This is a genomic window from Stenotrophomonas sp. NPDC077420, from assembly GCF_044543385.1.
Classification (GTDB): Bacteria; Pseudomonadota; Gammaproteobacteria; order Xanthomonadales; family Xanthomonadaceae; genus Stenotrophomonas.
In genome coordinates, this window is the sequence record NZ_JBITVZ010000008.1 from 72,109 (window position 1) to 90,548 (window position 18,440).

At 67.1% G+C, this 18,440-nt stretch carries 14 protein-coding genes; 5 read left to right on the plus strand and 9 right to left on the minus strand.

Annotation, left to right across the window (positions count from 1 at the left end):
• Positions 1 to 48: 48 nt before the first annotated feature.
• The 7 genes from kduI to ACIGII_RS09880 form a co-directional block, all read right to left on the minus strand.
• Positions 49 to 897, minus strand: coding sequence for a 5-dehydro-4-deoxy-D-glucuronate isomerase (gene kduI, locus ACIGII_RS09850; protein ID WP_399637240.1), 849 nt, complete (start codon positions 895 to 897; stop codon positions 49 to 51).
• 222 nt (positions 898 to 1,119) lie between these two features.
• Positions 1,120 to 2,178 carry a LacI family DNA-binding transcriptional regulator gene (locus ACIGII_RS09855; protein WP_093535383.1) on the minus strand — a complete coding sequence of 353 codons (1,059 nt, stop codon included), beginning with the start codon at positions 2,176 to 2,178 and terminating at the stop codon, positions 1,120 to 1,122.
• A 41-nt stretch (positions 2,179 to 2,219) separates the two neighbouring features.
• Positions 2,220 to 3,806 carry a family 43 glycosylhydrolase gene (locus ACIGII_RS09860; protein ID WP_399637243.1) on the minus strand — a complete coding sequence of 529 codons (1,587 nt, stop codon included), beginning with the start codon at positions 3,804 to 3,806 and terminating at the stop codon, positions 2,220 to 2,222.
• 55 nt (positions 3,807 to 3,861) lie between these two features.
• Positions 3,862 to 5,145, minus strand: a complete 1,284-nt coding sequence (locus tag ACIGII_RS09865) for a TRAP transporter large permease (protein WP_399637246.1) — start codon at positions 5,143 to 5,145, stop codon at positions 3,862 to 3,864.
• A gap of 3 nt (positions 5,146 to 5,148) precedes the next feature.
• The gene (locus ACIGII_RS09870) at positions 5,149 to 5,682 is read right to left on the minus strand and encodes a TRAP transporter small permease (protein ID WP_399637248.1); all 534 of its coding nucleotides are present in this window, start codon (positions 5,680 to 5,682) and stop codon (positions 5,149 to 5,151) included.
• An 11-nt stretch (positions 5,683 to 5,693) separates the two neighbouring features.
• Entirely contained in the window at positions 5,694 to 6,701 is a 1,008-nt protein-coding gene (locus tag ACIGII_RS09875) for a TRAP transporter substrate-binding protein (protein ID WP_399637249.1), read from the minus strand.
• Positions 6,702 to 6,738: 37 nt separating this feature from the next.
• Positions 6,739 to 7,560: a 2-keto-4-pentenoate hydratase gene (locus ACIGII_RS09880; RefSeq protein WP_399637252.1), complete on the minus strand. Its 822-nt coding sequence runs from the start codon at positions 7,558 to 7,560 to the stop codon at positions 6,739 to 6,741.
• 148 nt (positions 7,561 to 7,708) lie between these two features.
• Here ACIGII_RS09880 and ACIGII_RS09885 point away from each other — a divergent pair, with 148 nt between their 5' ends.
• The 4 genes from ACIGII_RS09885 to ACIGII_RS09900 all read left to right on the plus strand — a co-directional run bounded on the left by ACIGII_RS09885 (position 7,709) and on the right by ACIGII_RS09900 (position 11,674).
• Positions 7,709 to 8,704, plus strand: a complete 996-nt coding sequence (locus ACIGII_RS09885) for an alpha/beta hydrolase (protein ID WP_399637253.1) — start codon at positions 7,709 to 7,711, stop codon at positions 8,702 to 8,704.
• Entirely contained in the window at positions 8,701 to 10,311 is a 1,611-nt protein-coding gene (locus tag ACIGII_RS09890) for a carboxylesterase/lipase family protein (RefSeq protein ID WP_399637256.1), read from the plus strand. The genes ACIGII_RS09885 and ACIGII_RS09890 overlap by 4 nt, the downstream gene beginning before the upstream one ends.
• Positions 10,312 to 10,458: 147 nt before the next feature.
• A complete protein-coding gene (locus tag ACIGII_RS09895) occupies positions 10,459 to 11,049 on the plus strand; it encodes a cysteine dioxygenase (protein WP_399637259.1) in 591 nt (196 codons plus the stop codon).
• A gap of 202 nt (positions 11,050 to 11,251) precedes the next feature.
• Complete coding sequence (locus tag ACIGII_RS09900) at positions 11,252 to 11,674, plus strand: hypothetical protein (RefSeq protein WP_399637261.1); 423 nt, start codon at positions 11,252 to 11,254, stop codon at positions 11,672 to 11,674.
• A 6-nt stretch (positions 11,675 to 11,680) separates the two neighbouring features.
• Here ACIGII_RS09900 and ACIGII_RS09905 read toward each other — a convergent pair whose 3' ends face one another.
• Positions 11,681 to 13,252 carry an MASE1 domain-containing protein gene (locus ACIGII_RS09905; protein WP_399637263.1) on the minus strand — a complete coding sequence of 524 codons (1,572 nt, stop codon included), beginning with the start codon at positions 13,250 to 13,252 and terminating at the stop codon, positions 11,681 to 11,683.
• 334 nt (positions 13,253 to 13,586) lie between these two features.
• Here ACIGII_RS09905 and ACIGII_RS09910 point away from each other — a divergent pair, with 334 nt between their 5' ends.
• Positions 13,587 to 14,426, plus strand: a complete 840-nt coding sequence (locus ACIGII_RS09910; protein ID WP_399637266.1) for a PhzF family phenazine biosynthesis protein — start codon at positions 13,587 to 13,589, stop codon at positions 14,424 to 14,426.
• Positions 14,427 to 14,448: 22 nt separating this feature from the next.
• Here the strand turns inward: ACIGII_RS09910 and ACIGII_RS09915 are convergent, their stop codons facing one another.
• Entirely contained in the window at positions 14,449 to 18,270 is a 3,822-nt protein-coding gene (locus ACIGII_RS09915) for a LamG-like jellyroll fold domain-containing protein (RefSeq protein ID WP_399637268.1), read from the minus strand.
• Positions 18,271 to 18,440: the final 170 nt, after the last annotated feature.

The following is an 18,440-nucleotide window of genomic DNA, read 5'->3' on the forward strand; positions in this document are numbered from 1 at the left end:
CAATGCGGGACGCGCGCCGCCAGCCCGTGGCCGACGGCGCGGTGTGGGTCACTTGAGCTGGCAGATGTCCAGCACGTGCATGTCGGTGTAATCCAGGTTTTCGCCGCCCATCGCCCAGATGAAGGCGTAGTTGCTGGTGCCGGCACCCATGTGGATCGACCACGGCGGGGACACCACCGCTTCATTGTTCTGCATCACGATGTGGCGCTGCGCGTCCGGCTCGCCCATGAAGTGGTACACGCGGTCGTTCTGGCCCAGGTCGAAGTAGAAATAGACTTCGCTGCGGCGGTCGTGCAGGTGCGGCGGCATGGTGTTCCACACGCTGCCCGGCTTGAGCACGGTCAGGCCCAGCAGCAGCTGGGAGGACTGGCAGGTGGCCGGCACGATGTACTGGTAGATGGTGCGCTCGTTGCTGGTTTCCAGCGCGCCGCGCTCCAGCGCCACCGCGTCCTTGATCGACAGCTGCTTGGTCTCGAAGCGCGCGTGCGCCGGGGTCGAGGCCAGGTAGAACTGCGCCGGGTTGGCCGCGTCGTCGGAGGCAAACACCACCTCTTCGCTGCCCATGGCCACGTACAGGCCATCCTTCGGGCCCAGCGTGTACACGGTGCCGTCGACGGTGACGGTGCCGCTGCCGGCGCCGACGTTGATCACGCCCAGTTCGCGACGCTCCAGGAACGCATGGCCGGCGGCCGAGGCCGGTTCGGTCTGCTTCGGCAGCGCCACCGGGCCCTTCACCGGGGCCGCACCGCCGAGCACGAAGCGCTCGTAGTGGGTGTACTTCAGGGTCACCGCGTCGGCATTGAACAGGCCGTCGAGCAGGTACAGCTCGCGCAGGTCGTCGTTGCTGGCGCCCTTGATGGCGTCGGGATGGGTGGCGTAGTGGGTCTTGCAGTACATGGCGTCTCCAGAGCAGGGGTGGGCCGCAGGGGCGGCCCCGGCGCGATTTCCATCCATTCTAGCCGGAGGTGGAAACCGGTGTCATTTTGCATTGCGGGATCGCTGGAACGTCACGACCAACGGTCGTGACCTACCGCGTGGAATCATCTCGTGGGCTCTCGGCCGGGTGGGCCGCCTTGCCGGTAGGTCACGACCGGTGGTCGTGACCCGCACCGTCCCCCGTCAGTCCTCCGGCGGCTGGCACGAATCGCGCACGATCAGGTGCGGGCGCACGCTGGCGATCTGCAGCGCGGCCTGGCCGTCGGGCTGGACCAGCATGGCCGCGGCGGTGCGGCCGGTGTCGCGGGTGTGGCGGCGCACCGAGGTCAGCGACGGCCACAGGCGCGAGGCCAGCGGGCTGTCGTCGTAGCCGATGATGGACAGCTGGCGCGGAATGTTGATGCCCGCGCGCAGCGCCACCTTGTAGATACCGGCGGCCATCTCATCGTTGCCGGTGAAGATCGCGGTCGGGCGCTGCTTGCCCAGCAGCAGCTTCTCGGCGGCGGCCACGCCCGATTCAAAGGTGTAACCGGCTTCCACGATGCGCCCGGGCGGCAGCTCGATCCCGCGCTGGGCGAGGGCATCGATGAAGCCGGCGGTACGCTCGTGCGCCGAGCGGTAGGCACTGGGGCCGGTGACCAGCGCGATGTCGCGGTGGCCCAGCGACAGCAGGTAATCGGCCGCTTCGGCAGCGCCGTCACGGTCGTGGGTCACCACCATCTGCGAGGTGTCATCCAGCGGCAGCGCGGCGATGCGGGTGAAGCGACAACCGATTTCATCCAGCATGTCCACCAGCGCCTGGTCTTCCGACGCACGCGGCACCAGGATCACGCCGTGCAGCTTCTGCTGCTGTACGAAACGGCGCACGCCTTCGATGTAACCGGGACTGCGCGAGTCGCAGGGATGCACCACCAGCTCGAAGCTGGACCCACGCAGGGCGTCCAGCGCGCCGTACTGCATGTCCACGATGTACTGCGCGGTGGGGTTGTCGTAGACCATGCCGATCAGGAACGATCGGCGGAAGGCCAGGCCGCGCGCGAGCGGGTCGGGCGTGTAGCCCACCTCGCGCATCAGCGTTTCCACCTTCTCACGGGTGTCCTTGCGCACCAGTGGCGAGTTGTTGATGATCCGCGAAACCGTTTTCTTGGATACACCCGACAGCCGCGCGATGTCATTGATCGTGGCGGCCTTGCCCTTGGTCAACCCGTGCGGCGACGGGTCGGTCTTGCTGCGCAGTGACATGTGTTCAAACCGAGAGGGGTCGAAGGAGTCTACCGGCGCCCTCAATCGAGGGCACGGTAGCGGAACTGGCGGAAGGTCACCTTGCCGTCGCCGGCGGCGTACAGGGCCGGCTTCAGGGCGAGGAACTTCCCGGCCACATTGTGATGGTAGCCGGAGACTTCCATCTGAACCGGGTACTTCTGCCAGGTTTTACCATCGGTGCTGGAATGGAAGGTCACGATGTGCCGGTTGTTGGTGACCCGCAGCCACAGCTTGCCGCCTTTGGCACTCCGGTCCAGCCGGGTGGGGCGCTCCTCGCCGTAGCGGTGCATGATGAACTTCTCGCCATTGCTGCCCACGCCCACGTAGAGCCGGTCGCTGTAGAAGAGCAGGGCACCGCCCACCGCGCCGGGCGCGATGTCCATTTCGACCTCGAACTGGTAGGCCGGGTCGCCGGCAATGGCGGTGAGTGGCGAGCTGTCCTTCGGGGTGTCGCCCTTGCCCTGCAGGGTCAGGCCGTTGGCGCTGAAGCCCAGGCGCTTGTACTCGTCCTGGGCCGGGTTGAAGAACGACCACTGCGCGCCCAGGGTCTTGCCGGTGAAGTCGTCCGACAGCGCCATGCCGTGCTGGCCCACCGACTCGCCCGAGGGCTTGGCCAGCGGCTGGCCGAGATCGCCGCCCTTGGCCACGAACCAGCCATCGTCGGTCCACTCGATCGGCTCCAGCAGTGCCTGGCGGCCCAGGGTCCAGTAGCCGTTCTCGTAGCCGTGGTAGATCATCCACCAGCGCCCGTCGGTGCCTTCCACCACGGTGGCGTGGCCACGCGACCACCACGGCTCACTGGCGGACTTCGTGCGCGTGATCGGGTTGTTCGGCGCGTTCACCCACGGCCCGTGGATCGAACGCGAGCGCGCGGTGATCACCATGTGCCCGGTCGGCGGACCGGCGGTACCGCCCACGGCGGTGGTCATGTAGTACCAACCGTTGTGGAAGTTGATCTTCGGACCTTCCTGCGCGTACGCCTCCACGTCCCAGCTTTCCGGGTACTTCCAGCCGTCGTAGACGTGTTTCGGCGTGCCCACCACGCTCAGGCCATCGTCGGCCAGCTGCACGTAGGCGCCGCCGCTGAGGAACAGGTAGCGCTTGCCGTCTTCGCCCACGGCATGGCCAGGATCGATGTAGCCGCCCAGCCCGATGTCGATGGGTTCGCTCCATGGCCCGCGGATGTTGTCCGACCAGACCACGAAGTTGCTGCGCGCCTCGGCGGTGCGCGCCGGGAAGTAGATGTAGTAGCGGCCTTCATGCTTGACGATGTCCGGTGCCCAGATCGCACCGACATTCTTCGTGATCGCATGGCCCAGCGGCTGCCAGTTCACCAGGTCGCGCGAATGCCAGATCGGCAGGCCGGGGTAGGCATCGAACGAGGACAGGGTGAGGTAGTAGTCGTCGCCGTCCTTGAGCACTGACGGGTCCGGCCGGTCGCCGGCAAAGACCGGGTTGAGGAAGGTGCCGTTGCCCAGGTCTGCCTGGCGCTGGTTCTCGATGCCACGCTTCCACGTGGGTGCGGCGGTGTCGGCGGCGTGTCCGGCGCCGGCCCACAGCAGGCCGGCGGTGGCCAGACCGGCCAGCAGGGTGCTCATCAAACGCATGCGGTGTCTCCGAGATGTGGAACCGGGCCCGCCGCGGCACGGCGGGCCCCTGCGATCAGGCGCGCAGCAGCGCCGGAAGCCACAGCGACAGCTGCGGGAAGAAGGTGACGATGAACAGCACCGCCAGCGCCGCGAACCAGAACGGCCAGATCGACCGCATGCTTTCGCCCACGCTGATCTTGCCGATCGCCGTGCCGATGAACAGCACCGAGCCCACCGGCGGCGTGACCAGGCCCAGGCCACCGCTCAGCACCAGGACGAGCCCGAAATGGATCGGGTCGATCCCGTAGGCCTTGGCCACCGGCAGGAAGATCGGCGTGCAGATCAGGATCATCGGCGCCAGGTCCATGAAGGTACCCAGCAGCAGCAGCATCACCACGATCATCAACAACACCATGAACTGGCTGTGCGCGAAGGACTGCAGGAATTCCACTGCGGCTGCCGGTACCTGCAGGTAGGCCAGCAGCCAGCCGAAGACCGCGGCCGTTGCGATCACGAACAGGATCACGCCGGTGCTGCGCGCGGCGTGGGTCACCGTGCCCAGGAACTCGCGCCAGTCGAGCTGGCGGTACAGCACGGTGGTCACGAGCAGGGCATACACCACGGCAATGGCCGCGCTTTCCACGGCGGTGAAGATGCCGGCGCGGATACCCACGAAGATCAGCGCCACCAGCCCCAGGCCGGGCAGGGCCGAGACCATGCGCAGCAGCACCGCACGCCAGCCGGGGAACACTTCCACCCCGTAGCCGCGACGGCGCGCCACCACGTAGCCGGTGACCATCAGTGCCACGGTCATCAGCAGCGCCGGCATGATGCCTGCCGCGAACAGGTCGGCGATGGACAGGCCACCGCCGGCGGCCGCCGAGAACAGGATCAGGTTGTGCGACGGCGGTACCAGCAGCGCCACCAATGCAGCGGTGATGCTGACGTTCACGGCGAAGTCGCGGTCGTAGCCCCGCTTGACCATCTGCGGAATCATCGTGCCGCCGACCGCCGATACGTCGGCAATCGCCGAGCCGGATACACCGCCGAAAAACAGCGAGGACAGGATCGAGACCTGGCCCAGGCCGCCACGCAGGCGCCCGACCAGCGACGAGGCGAGCGCGATCAGGCGTTCGGAAATGCCGCCGCGCATCATGATTTCGCCGGCGAAGATGAACAATGGAATCGCAATCAGCGATGCCGAACCGGTACCGGCCGAAATCTGCTGCACCAGCACCAGCGTCGGCAGGTCCAGGTACCACAGGGTGGCAAGCGCCGCCGCGGCCAGCGCGTAGGCCACCGGCACGCCGAGCAGCAGCAGCACCGCGAATACAGTGAATAGAATCGTAATACCCATGACTCAGCGGTCTCCCTCTGCTTCAGCGACGGCCGGTTGCGCGGCCTGCACCATCTGGTTCACGGCGAACACCGCCATCAGCGCACCGCCAATGCACAGCGGCAGGTAGTTGATGCTCTGCGGCAGGTTGGCGCCAGCCGCCTTGATATCCAGGCCATCCAGCAGCAGCACGCCGGCCCACCAGGCGATCACCACGCCCAGCACCGCCACCACCAGCGAGGCAAATACATCCACCGCGCGACGCACGCCGGCGGGCATGTGCGCGGCCAGCAGGAAGAAGCCGAAGTGGCGACGGGTGTGCACGCCGGTGGCCGCGCCCAGGCTCATGGCGGTGGCCAGCAGCAGCAGGGTCACCGGCTCGGTCCAGCTGGGCGAATCGTTGATCACGTAACGGGCGAATACCTGCCAGCCCTGCACCACCACCAGCCCGAGCAGGGCGAGTACGGCGATGTAGATGGTGACGTCGGCAATGCGGTCGAGTGCGCGCTGTGGCAGCGTGCGCAGGTCGACGGTAGTTTCGGAAGTCGGGTCGGACATCGCGGCAGGCCTCAGGCGAAGTCGCGGATGCGACGGGTGAGGGCAGCCAGCTCCGGCTGCTGCAGGTACTGCTGCAGCAACGGGTCGGCGGCCTTGCGGAAGGCCGGCATGTCGACCTCGTTGAACTGGATGCCGAAGTCGGCCACCGCCTGGCGGGCGGTGCTTTCCGACGCATCCCACTGCTGGCGCATCATCCCTACCGATTCGCGTGCGGTCTGCAGCAGCAGCTGGCGGTCTTCCGGGCTGAGCGACTCGAAGCTGCGGCGCGACATCAGCAGTACGTCCGGCGCATACGAATGGTCGCTCTGCGACCAGTAGCGCGCCGCCTCGAAGTGGCGGCTGGAGTGGAAGCTGCGCATGTTGTTTTCCGCACCGTCGATCATGTGCGTTTCCATGCCCGAGAAGGTGTCGCCCAGCGACATCGGCGTCGGGTTGGCGCCCAGCAGGCGCATCAGCTGGATGAAGATGTCCGAGGACGCCACGCGCAGCTTCAGGCCGTGCAGGTCTTTCGGTTCCACGATCGGGTGCTTGGTGTTGTAGAAGCAGCGCGCGCCGGAATCGTAGATCGCCAGCCCCACCTGGTCGCGGGTTTCAAAGCCGCGCAGGACCGTATCGGCCACGCCGCCGTCGAGCGCGCGGCGCATGTGCGCCACCGAATCGAACACGTAGGGCAGGCACAGCGCCTGGGTGAGGGGGAAGGCGTTGTTGAGCGCGCCGGAATACACGCGGGTGATGTCGATGACCCCGAAGCGGGCCATGTCGATCGCTTCCGATTCGCGGCCGAGCTGGCCCGAATGGTACTGGCGCAGCCGCAGGCGGCCGCCGGTCTTCGCTTCCAGCTGCTGGCCGATCCACTTCACCGCGGTCACGGTGGGGTAGTCGGCCACATGCACATCGGTTGCGGTCAGCAGGCGCGCGCCATCGGGCGCGTCACCGGTGGAACGTGAACACCCGGCCGACAACAGGGGCACGCTGAGCGCGCCCACGCTGGTGGCAAGGAAACGTCTGCGAGTAATCATCTGCGCCCTCCCAAGCGTACTCGCCATGGCCGCCCGGTTATCCGGCGGCGATGGCCCTGCAGGTAATGTCGCCGTAACCGGCGAAACGGATCAGTGCCTGTTGGCCTACGGCAATGTCATGGATACCGGTGGCATTGCCACTGGCGATCAGGTCGCCGGCCTTGAGCGGGCGCCCACGCTGGGCAGAACGCCCCAGGGCGAAGGCATACGCGGTGCGCAGGCCACCCGGCAGCAGGGTGGCGCCACCGGTGCCGACCACTTCGCCCTCGATGCGGGTTTCGGCGCGCAGGTCGGCATCATCAAGCGCGGTCCAGCCCGGAATTTCCGGGCCCAGGACCAGGCCGTTGTTGTTGCCGAAGTCCGAGACCACCACGCGCGGGCCCAGCTTGTTGATGGTGGCGAGCGGGCTGCTGGCCACTTCCACGCCGATGAACAGCTTGGCCGGCAGCGCTTCGGCTTCTTCCGGGGTCCAGTGCAGCTTGTCGGCAGGTGCGTCCTGCAGCAGCTGGATCACGTACTCGGCCTCGACCGCGCCGAAGCCGCCGACGAAGACCGGAATGTCGACTGTTCCACCGGTAGCATTCCAGAGCCGCTGCGAGAAGATCGGGCCCAGCAGGCGGTCATCGCCGGAGCTGTCGCGACGTTCGGCGGCAATGAAGCCCACCTTCCAGCCCACCACCTGGTCGTCCCACAGCGCGATGGCCTGGTCCTGCACCTGATAGGCGGTGACCAGATCATCCGGGATGTTTCCCGGGAAATCCGGCAATGACCGGCCCTGCTGGCGGGCCGAAACGAACGCATGGGCGATGGCGCCCAATCCCTGTTCTGGCAGATCCTGTTTGCCCTGATCGTTGCTCAAGCGGGTCTCCCGTTGATTTGTTGCACTGCCCATCGACAGCGCTTGGATGAGCTGTATATGGTAAACCGGTGTCATTGGCAATGTGCAGCGCGTCAGAACCTGCCCGGCCCCGGCACGCCGTCGTTTCCCTACCGAAGGACCCGTCCGGATGCGTTCTGCCGTACTGATGCCCCTGCTGGCCAGCTGGCTGATTGCCGCCATCCCCCTGTCTGCCGTCCACGCCGCCGAGCGGCAGGTGCCGCAGACCGAACCCGCAACGGGCTCTCCCACGCGGATCGAGCTGTGGCCGGCGGGCAAGGTACCCGGTGAGGCGGCCCGGCCCAGCGTGCCCCGCGTCATCGAACGCAGCGCCGATGTCGCGCTGCCGGACCGCTACATCGACACCGTGAGCGCGCCCTACCTGGTGGCGTATCGACCGGCCCGGCCCAACGGCAGTGCGCTGCTGGTGATTCCCGGCGGCGGCTACCAGCACATCGTGCTGGACAAGGAAGGCACCGCGCTGGTGCCCGCCTTCGTGGAGCACGGCGGGGTCACCCTGTTCGTGCTGCGCTACCGCCTGCCCGAAGGCCGCGACGACCGGCAGGCCGCGCTGGCCGACGCACAGCGGGCACTACGGGTGATCCGCGCCGACGCGGCGCGGTGGCAGCTGGACCCGCATCGCATCGGCGTGATGGGCTTTTCGGCCGGCGGCCATGTCGCCGCGCGCCTGAGTAACGGTTTCGCCACCGCGCTGCCGGGTAGCGGCGATGCCATCGACAGGCTCAGCGCGCGGCCGGATTTCGCGCTGCTGGTGTACCCGGTGATCGACATGGGCACGCACGCCCACACCGGTTCCCGCACCCGCCTGCTCGGCGCCCATCCCGGCGTCGCACTGGAGGCGCAGTACTCCATGCAGACCCAGGTCACCGCGCGGACCCCGCCGACCTTCCTGGTACATGCGCAGGACGACACCGTGGTGCCGGTGCAGAACAGCCTGCTGTACTACCAGGCGCTGCTCGACGCAGGCGTCCCCACCGAAATGCATCTGTTCGCCCACGGCGGGCATGGCTTCGGTGTGCGCATTCCCGAGGCGCTGACCACCACCCAATGGACCGGCCTGGCATTGCGCTGGATGCAGGTGCAGGGCGGGGAAGCCGCACCATGAGCCCGGCCGACCTGCAGCGCCGCCGCTTCCTGCGCGACAGCGCCCGTTACGCGCTGTTGCTGGCCGCCGGCCCGCTGCCGGCGCTGGGCAGCGTCGCGTCCCCCGGCGCGCAGGCCGATTCGCTGGCCAAGGTGCGCGGGGGTCGCCTGCGCGGCCGCTACGCCGCGGGCGTGCACAGCTTCCGCGGTGTGCCCTACGGCGCGGACACCGCGACCCGGCGCTTCCAGCCGGCACTGCCTGAACTGCCGTGGCGCGGGGTGCGCGATGCACTGGCCTACGGCCCGGCCGCGCCGCAGGGCAGCAGGGAGGACGGCCCCGGCAGCGAAGACTGCCTGTACCTCAACGTGTGGACGCCGGCGCTGCGCGACGGCAAACCCCGGCCGATCCTGTTCTACATCCACGGCGGTGCCTACAACAATGGATCCGGCAGCGACCCGCAGTACGACGGCAGTGCGCTGTGCCGACGCGGTGACGTGGTGGTGGTCACCGTCAATCATCGGCTCAACGTGTTCGGGTATCTCTACCTGGCGCAGCTCGGCGATGCGCGGTTCGCACACTCCGGCAACGTCGGCCAGCTCGACCTGGTCCAGGCCCTGCAGTGGGTGCGCGAACACGCCAGCGAGTTCGGCGGCGATGCCAGCAACATCACCGTGTTCGGACAGTCCGGCGGGGGCGCCAAGATCGCTACGCTGATGGCCATGCCGGCCGCGCGCGGCCTGTTCCAGCGCGCCTGGACGATGAGTGGCCAGCAGGTCACCGCGGCCGGGCCGCGCGCTGCCACCCAGCGCGCGCGCATTGCGATGGAAGCGGTAGGCGCAGCGGACGTTGACGGGTTGCTGGCGCTGCCTGCCCAGGCATTGCTGGCCGCCACACGGGCCCGCGACCCCTCGCGGGTGGAAAGCACCAGCCTGTACTTCGGACCGGTGGTGGATGGCCACAGCCTGCCGGTGCACCCGTTCTGGCCGCAGGCGCCGGCGCAGTCGGCGGCCATCCCCATGGTGATCGGCAACACCCACGACGAAACCCGCGCCTTCCTCGGCAATGACCCGGCCAACTTCGCGCTGAGCTGGGAAACGCTGCCGGCCAAGCTGGAGAAGGAACAGTTCGTGGACCTGCTGCCGTCGGTGGTGATCGCCGAATATCGGCGCCTGTATCCGCATTACACCCCGTCGGACGTTTTTTTCGCTGCCACCACCGCCGGCCGTTCCTGGCGCGGTGCGGTGGAAGAACTGGAAGCCCGGGCCAGGCAGGGCGCGCCCACCTGGGCCTACCAGCTCGACTGGGGTTCACCGCTGGACGGCGGCAAGCTCGGGGCGTTCCACACCCTGGACATCCCGCTGGTATTCGACAACGTGCGGGCCGCCGGGTCGCGCACCGGCGAAGGTGCCGACGCGCAGCGGATGGCAGACGTGATGAGCGAGGCGCTGCTGGCCTTCGCCCGCACCGGCAACCCGAACCATGCCGGCCTGCCGGAGTGGGAGCAGTACACCCTGGAACGTCGGCAGACCCTGGTATTCGACGTACCGTCGCGCCAGGTGGACGACCCGCGCGGTGGAGAGCGCCGTCTCTACCAACAGGCCCCGTTCGTCCAGCGTGGCACCGCGTAGCGACACGCCGTGCGTGTCCCACGCCCCCGCACCGATAGCCACCATCAACCGGTGAACGGAATTCGATAGCTTTTTCGGCCAAAACCACACGATCCGCCGTGATCTGGATCAAACACCTTTTTCACCCGCATCGCCTAGACTGCAGGCATGCACGATCAATGCACTCCCTTCCCGACCTTCCACGGCCGTGATCGCCTGATCGCTGCGGTGGATCACGCGGTGCAGCATGACGACCCGCAACAGATCGCCGAAACGCTGCGTGCGGCGCTGCGCGAGGCCATTGCCGACAGCCGCATCCAGCTGCCCGCGTGCTGCCACCGCCCCATCACCGACCACTACGCCCGTCGCGAGCTGTACCGCAGCCCGGCGCATGGTTACAGCATCATCGCCATGAGCTGGGCACCGGGGCAGGGCACGCCGCTGCACGACCACAGCGGCCTGTGGTGCGTGGAAGGCGTGTGGCTGGGGCAACTGGAAGTCACCCAGTACCGGCTGCTGGAGCGCGACGGCGACCGCTTCCGCTTCCAGCAGGAAGCCACCCTCATTGGCGATTGCGGCAGCGCCGGCAGTCTGATTCCGCCGCACGAGTACCACACCATCCGCAACGCCAGCGACGCGCAGATGGCCATCTCGGTACACGTCTACCAGGGCGAAATGACCCGCAGCACGATCTTCGAGCCCGAAGGTGACGGCTGGTACGAACGCCACCTGAAAGACATGGCCACCGACGCCGCCTGAGCGGCGCGCAGCCCCACCCCACGCCCCCATTCCGTAGCGCCACGCCCTGCGTGGCTGCAGCGCGTCAACGTGCGATGCAGCCATGCAGGGCGTGGCGCTACGCCATGTTCGGACACCGCTATCGGAGTTTGTGCAGTGCCTGTGAGGCTGCTGCGATCTAGCATCGGGCGCGATTCTTCCGTCACCTATGCTGGAGCACAGCATGCAAAACCGAGTATTCGCCATGGCCGCAACCGCATTGCTGCTTACCGCCGCGCCCACGCTCGCCAAGGCCCAACAGGACTGGCACGGCAATGAACAGCAGGCACTTGGCTACCCCACACCAACGACCGACAACCTGAGTCTGGACGACAACTGGAAGGTATATCAGTTCGATCGCGACGGGATCACCTACCTGCAGGTGAATGACCGCAACGACAATGTGCACGCCGTCATTGGCAGGCTCGACGACGTATTCTGGGCCTTGCCGGCCGGCAAGCCCTCCGCCAGGACGTCGCTGCCGTCGTGGCGGCTGAAGATCTCCGAAGATGCAATTCCCACCGTCGTTTACGTCGAGGGGGAAATTTCATTGGTGCATTACGTCGATGACGTCTCGTCGATCTGGTCGGTCGAGCTCGTCCGGTAAACCCTGTCACGCCACCCTTACCGGGGTGTCGCTGCTCGAATCCACCAGAAGCATCCGTATCCGGTTGCGGCGGCACTGCACAGTGCCGCCGTACGCGAGCGTGCGTCCGGTCGACCGCTCGATGATCGTTCCCATCGTGGCTTCAGATATCCGTTGACCTGCATCGATCAACGCGACAACCAGCACGATCCCGGTGGATCCCCCAACGCGGCCACATCGCGCCTGCACCTGGACCTGACCCTTCTCACGTTCCAGCAGAAGCGAGACTGCGTCTGCCAACAACCGGTAGGCGGCGAGCTGCAGTCCATTGCTGAGTGCACAGGGATCGCCCGCCATCCTTGGGGAGAGCACGCGCCTTGAACGTGTCCAGACCTCGCCGAGTCCACTGAGCTGTACGCTCAGATACAGGCCGACGTGCTCCAGGCAGGTGGGATAGACGAGGCTGGTCTGTTCGCGGAACTTTCTCGAGTTGGCCACGGAAACCTGCAACAGGGAGCGGGAGAGATCGGCGTGACCGTTCTCCCTCAGGTAGTAGGCGATCTCGCTGAGTGAATGGTCGATACCCTCACCCATGGTGCGCATGTCCAGTACGCGCCGGCGCAGGCTCATTTCGGTGCCGATGTGGGACGCCTTGGCGTGCGCAATGGACAGGAGCTCTCGCTGCCGTCCGCTGATGCACTGCACGTAGTAGTGGCTGATGCTGTAACCAAGCGCAAGGAGGGCGACCCCGGATAACAGCAGCGCCTGCTGCGCCACGAATGTCGAGGAGTCGAAGGCCCAAGGCTCGCCGCCTCTGCTGCTCATGCCGATGGCCAGGTTCAGCAGGGGTACGCCGATCGCAGCACCACGCCAGCCGTGCATGCAGGTAAGTGCGATCGCGGGGATGGCGGTGGAAACCTGCAATGAGGTTTTGAAAGCGGATGCATCTGCAGGCGCGTGGAGCGCGAACATTCCGATGCCTCCTATCGCGAGCACACAGCACACCGTCGCAGCGCGGTAACGCCGCGACCACTGCCACCCTGATGATCGCCGGATCCATAGCAGCGCTACAGGCACAACGGTCAGGATTCCCGCGAACTGGCCCATGGCTCCTCTCGCAGCATCGGTCAGGAAGTCATTGTAGTGTGGGACCGGCCAGAACAGATGTGAGAAGGAAAGATTCAGGAGCGTGGCCGTCGTTGCACATGTGATCGCAGCAGAGATGAACCACGCATCGGTGCGAGCCGCCATCATCCTCCGGTGCCAGCGCACGATCAGGGCGATCGCAGGCATGAGGAAGGCCGACGAAACGATTACCCACGCCAAGCCGTATCGCTCGATCATGGGCACGCGCATGTGCGCAAAGTAGGCGTATTCCCCCAGGAACAGATACGGCCACATGCGTGGCGAAAATAGAAGCAGGGCGGCAACCCGAATGCCAGCGGGCAGATAGAACTGGTCCATCGATACCTGCCTCGCGGCCCAGCACAGCACTGCGTAGGCGGCCGCAAGCGCGAAGCCGGCTGGCTCCACCCGAAAGCTCAGTTGAATCCCTCTCCTCCACCACTCCATATGGCTTCCTCCCGCCACGGTCTGCATCTGCCTCCAGGTGGAAGCGCGCCATCGACAAGGCGCGGACGGTATCGATGCGTTGTAAGGATCGCAATGTCGGCCCGTCGCTTTCGGTGCCCATGCAGACGCCATGAGCCCGCTGGGGTTTTCGGATCCACAGCAGGCGGCACGTCCTGATTAGCGTTCGGGCACGCAGTCTGGAGGCAGCTCACAGTTCAGTTGCGCGGCAATCTGCATGTATTCCTAGAGTGCTCTTCAGGCAGGTTGTGTCGCTAACTGCCTCGGCTCGCCGCTGGCCCAAAGAACGTTGGTACATTTGCCTGACGCTATCCGCGTGTCCGTCCATGTCCGAGGAGCCTTCGTGCCCATCCACCCCTTCCTCCAGGTCAACGTCTTCAGCAGCGACCCGTTGCTTGGCAATCCGCTGGCCGTCGTGCTCGATGCCGAAGGGTTGGACGAAGCCCGCATGGCCGCGTTTGCGCGCTGGACCAACCTGAGCGAAACCACGTTCGTGTCCGCACCCCGCGATCCGTGCGCCGATTATCGGGTGCGCATCTTCACCACGCTGGGCGAGCTGCCCTTCGCCGGGCATCCCACGCTGGGCAGTTGCCATGCATGGCTGGCCCGGGGCGGCGTGGCAAAAGGCGCGGAGATCGTGCAGGAGTGCGGGATCGGGCTGGTGCGGATCCGTCGCAGCGATACCGGGCTGGCCTTCGATGCGCCGCCGTTGCGGCGTGACGGCGCGCTGGCGCCGGACCTGCGCGCGCGTGTGCTTGCCGGTCTTGGCGTGGCAATGGACGAGGTGCTGGACGCGCAGTGGGTGGACAACGGGCCGCCGTGGCTGGCGGTGCGCCTGCGCAGCCGCGCGGCGGTGCTGGCGGTGCGTCCGGACTATGCGGCGCTGGAGGGCCTGATGCTCGGGGTGTTCGCCGCATGCCGCGAGGGCGACGCGGTGGATGCCCAGTTCGAGACGCGCGCGTTCATTGCCGGCGAGGCGGCACCGGAAGACCCGGTAACCGGGAGCCTCAATGCCGGTATCGCGCGCTGGCTGCTGCGCGACGGCGAAGCGCCGGCGCGCTATGTGATCAGCCAGGGCACGGTATTGGGTCGTGCCGGGCGGGTGGTGGTGGAGCGGGACGGGGATGCGCTGTGGATTGGCGGGGCGTGCGTGACGTGTATCGAGGGGTCGGTGCGGATCTAGGGGAGCCGGGCGGAGCCCGGCTCTACGGGTGGGGTATCGCGACGCTGTTGTTGCGCTGGGTGACTTCGGCGCCGCCATCGGCCAGTGCCACGCGGATGCGCAGGCCGCTGCGGTTGCCTGCCGGCAGGGGCAGCCCGACCGTGGTGGTCTTCGGCACCAGGTCGGTCGGGGCCGGCATCGCCGGGATCTCAATCCTGGCCAGCTCGCGGCCCTTGGCGTCTTCCAGTACCGCCGTGCCCACCGGCGTGCCCACGTGACCCAGGCTGTGCACGGTCACGTGCACCTGGCGGCCGTCCACGCGGATGTCCCCGCGCCCGATGCCCAGGTCCGGGCGCTGCTCCACCGGCGTGCCGGCGGTGACCAGTTCGAACTCGACCACCTGCGCAACGCCGGGTGCGAACCGCAGCGGCACCGACGCGCTGCGCTCCAACGCGACCTCGCGGGTGTCGCCCTTGCCGTCGATGCGATCGTCGCCGTCGCGGTCGCTGCCGCTGGTCATGCGCCAGGTGCCGGCGGTGACGTTCCAGGTGCTCATCTCCGCGTCGACCGCACGCGTGCCGGTGTTGTAGGCGATCACCTTGAAGCGCTCGGTGGACGGCGCATGCACCAGCAGCGCCACCTGTTCGGCGGCATCGGGCTGGGCGAAACGCCAGCTCACCGTGTGTCCCGGCCAGCTCTGGTTGCGCTTGAGCGCGATGCCGCCCAGGCGGGCGCGCTGCAGGAACTCGCTGGGCGCTTCGACGCGGTCGGACCACCAGTGGCCCTCGGTGTTCATGTATTCACGCTGTGCCTTGGCCTGGATGCCGTCGGCATGCAGCGCTTCCAGGTACGTCTTGTCGCCGGTGGCCTGCCACGCCATCAGGCTGGAGAAGCCGGTGTTGCCTGCATCGGCATCGGCCACCAGTTTCGGATTCCAGTCCGCGCCCTTGCCCAGCACCTCGACGAAGTTTTCGCCCAGGTTGGCCAGTGCGCCCGGTCCGCCGCGCTGCACGCGGTAGTCCAGCGCCTTCAGGTACTTGTCATCGCCGCTCCAGCGCCATGCCGCCCAGAAGGTGTGCATCACATCGCCACCGCCCGAACCGTTGTTGAGCTCACCGCCGCGCACCTTGCCGGTGGCCCAGTTGATCTCGTTGGGCAGCGCCCAGCGGCCCTTGTCGTCGGTGTAGGCGTGGGCCAGGTAGCTGTCGGCCAGTCCGGTGACCAGTTTGCGACCGGTCGGGTCGGCGTTGTACTGGCCCATCAGGAAGGCCGGGTGCAGCGCCGGGAACGAATACGGCTTCTGCCACTGCCAGTTCGGCTCGCGGTAGACCTTGTTGCCGCCGAACCAGTTGCTGGAGAACAGCAGGTGACCCTGCGGATTGGGCAGGATGATGCGCTCGTCGAACGCCTTCACCGTTTCCATCAGGCGCTCGACGGTGAGCGGATCACCCCAGTTCAGGTAAAGCATCGCGCTGTTGGCGTTGATGCCTTCTTCGTAGGCATGCAGCTCATCGGTTTCGATGGTGCTGAGCCCGTTGGAGAACATGCCGTTGCGGTACACCGCGTCGGACAGCGCGGTGAGCGAGCGGTTGAGGCGGTCCGGCTCCACGCCCATCAGCGCCAGCCCGGGCCACTGCTGGGTGAGGTCGGTGTCGTCGGAGATGCCGCCACCAAAGTCACCGTACGCGATCTGGCGGTTGTCGATCCACCAGTCCACGAAGCGGCGCACGTACTTGAGGTCTTCGGTCTGGCGGAAGGCCCACAGCGGCACGCCCTTGGGCGCTTCGGGCTGGGTGAACGGCGGTTTGCCCTGGCTGTTGTAGCTGATGTAGTTCCAGTACAACCGGCCCAGTTCATGCTCCGGGTCGACCCGCAGCAGGTCGCTCAGGTCCGCGTACACGCGCGCATACAGGCGCTGGCGCTTGGAGGTGGTGTGCTCTTCGACCAGGAAGCCCCAGTTGTCGCGGGCGTGGTTGAAGCGGTCGGCTACATGCTCCTTTTTCGCTTCGGCGCGATCCTTGTACACCATGCGGATTTCCGCGCCGTCCAGCGAGCCGGCGTTGAATCCGGGCGCGCCCGACGCGATGCTGATCCACAGGCTGTCGGCGGTGAGGATGCGGTCGCGCAGGTCCAGCCACAGCGTGCGCTTTTCGTTCGGCTTGACCGACACCGAGACATCGATCATGTCGCGCGCCGGCCAGATCGGGTCCTTGATGCGGATGTTGAGCGGGATCAGCCCATCCTTCGCCGCCGGCAGATCCAGCGCCGGCAGGTCGATGGCCACGCCATCCAGGCCGTCATGCATGTTTTCCCAGCTGTGCGCCCAGCTGCGGATCAGCGGCTGCGCCGCCGGGGCATCGCCCACGCCCGAGGGGATCAGCACGTGCACGATCGGCAACGGGTTGGCCGGCAGCGTATCGGCTGAACGCCGCCGCGAACCTGCACCCCTGGGAAGGGCCATCACCGTGCTGCGTTCGGCCGCCGGATAGCGGCCGTCGATGTACTCGCGCAGCGTGGTGATGTTGAGGTAGTCGGGCAGTGCCTGGCTGTCGATCAGGTAACGCTGCTTGACCGTGCCTTCCGGCTCGGCCCCGTCATTGACCTGGTAGGCCCAGATTTCCTGGATCGGCGTTTCCTGCGCGGTATTGCGGAAGTGCAGCACCCCGCCGGTCTGCGCCGGAATCTGGTCAACGCTGCGCACCACGCCCTGCGGACGCTGCAGCAGCGGTGTGGCCGCCGCGCTGCCCGCGCTGTGACTGAGCGCGCCAAAGGCCGCGCCGCGCACTTCGATGCGGTTGACGGTCTCACCCTCAGGCAGGGTCAGGTCCAGCTGCTGCCCGCCTTCCACGTAGGTGTTCCAGTCGGGCAGCTGGAAATAGTCGTTGCGACCGGGAAGGCGCGAGCGGTTGTACACGCCCGGCCAGGTGGTCTCGGCGATGCCGTCGGTAGCCTTCCACATCCACTGCTTGTGGTCTTTGGTGTCGGCGAACTCGATCTTGCGGATGGTGGTGGTCGGGCTGGCCAACGCGGGCGGAGCGGCGCTGTCCCAGCCGAAGCGGTGGTTCCAGGCGCGCATCGCGCCGGTATCTGCGACGGTGGTGCCCGGTGCCTTGTTCGCCGCCAGCGCGGCCATGCCGGCGGGATCCAGCAGCCGGTCGTACACGCGGATCTCGTCGACATCGCTGCCGCGCAGGAAGTTATAGCGGCTCTGCACCTGGTAGGGCGCCATCACCCGGCCGGCCAGGCCGAGCTGGTCAAGGGCGGCATCGTAGTCGGCGGTGGTCTCCTGGCGGGCGACCTCCCTGCCGTCCACGTACAGGCGCACGCCATGGTTCTCGTCCCAGCCGAAGGCGATGTGCTGCCATTGCTGCGGCGACGGAAGGGCATCCAGTTTGAATGACACGCGGGTGCGCGCCAGGTTGGCGTCGGTCACGAAGGCATCGAAGCCGTGCCCGTTCCAGTCGATGCGCAGCCAGGCCATGTCCCAGCTGCTGTGGTCGGCATAGCCGACCCGGAAAATCACGAACGGCGCTTCACCCACCGCGTAGCGGGGGCGCCAGAAGAAGCCCAGGGTGCCGCGTTGTGCCTGGATGTTGCCCGGCGCGTTCCACGACAGCACACCGTCGTCTTCCCACTGGATGGCCGAACCGTGCGCGCCGTCGGGCACGCGTTTGACCTTGTCCTGGAAGTTCGGAACCGCATCGCCCTGCGCGGTATCGGCGGTGAAGCCGTTGTCGGCCGAGACATGGAACAGCAGCTGCGGTGCGCCCTGTGCCCAGGCGCCGGCACTGCCTCCCAGCAGCAGCAACATCAGGCTGGCGGAAAGGCGGGTGCGGCGGGGCGAACGGACAACGTGCAGCGGCATGGCAGGTTCCTTTCGACAACTCAGCAGTACGGCAGTGGCGTTGGAGAGCGGCACAACGCAGTGCACGTGCGCTGCGCGCAGGCGCGCGGACATCCCCGCCGCACGCCTGCACGCAGCACACGCTAGCAAAGCAACGGTTCCCCAACATCTTGCGTCGCAGCAGCGGCGGC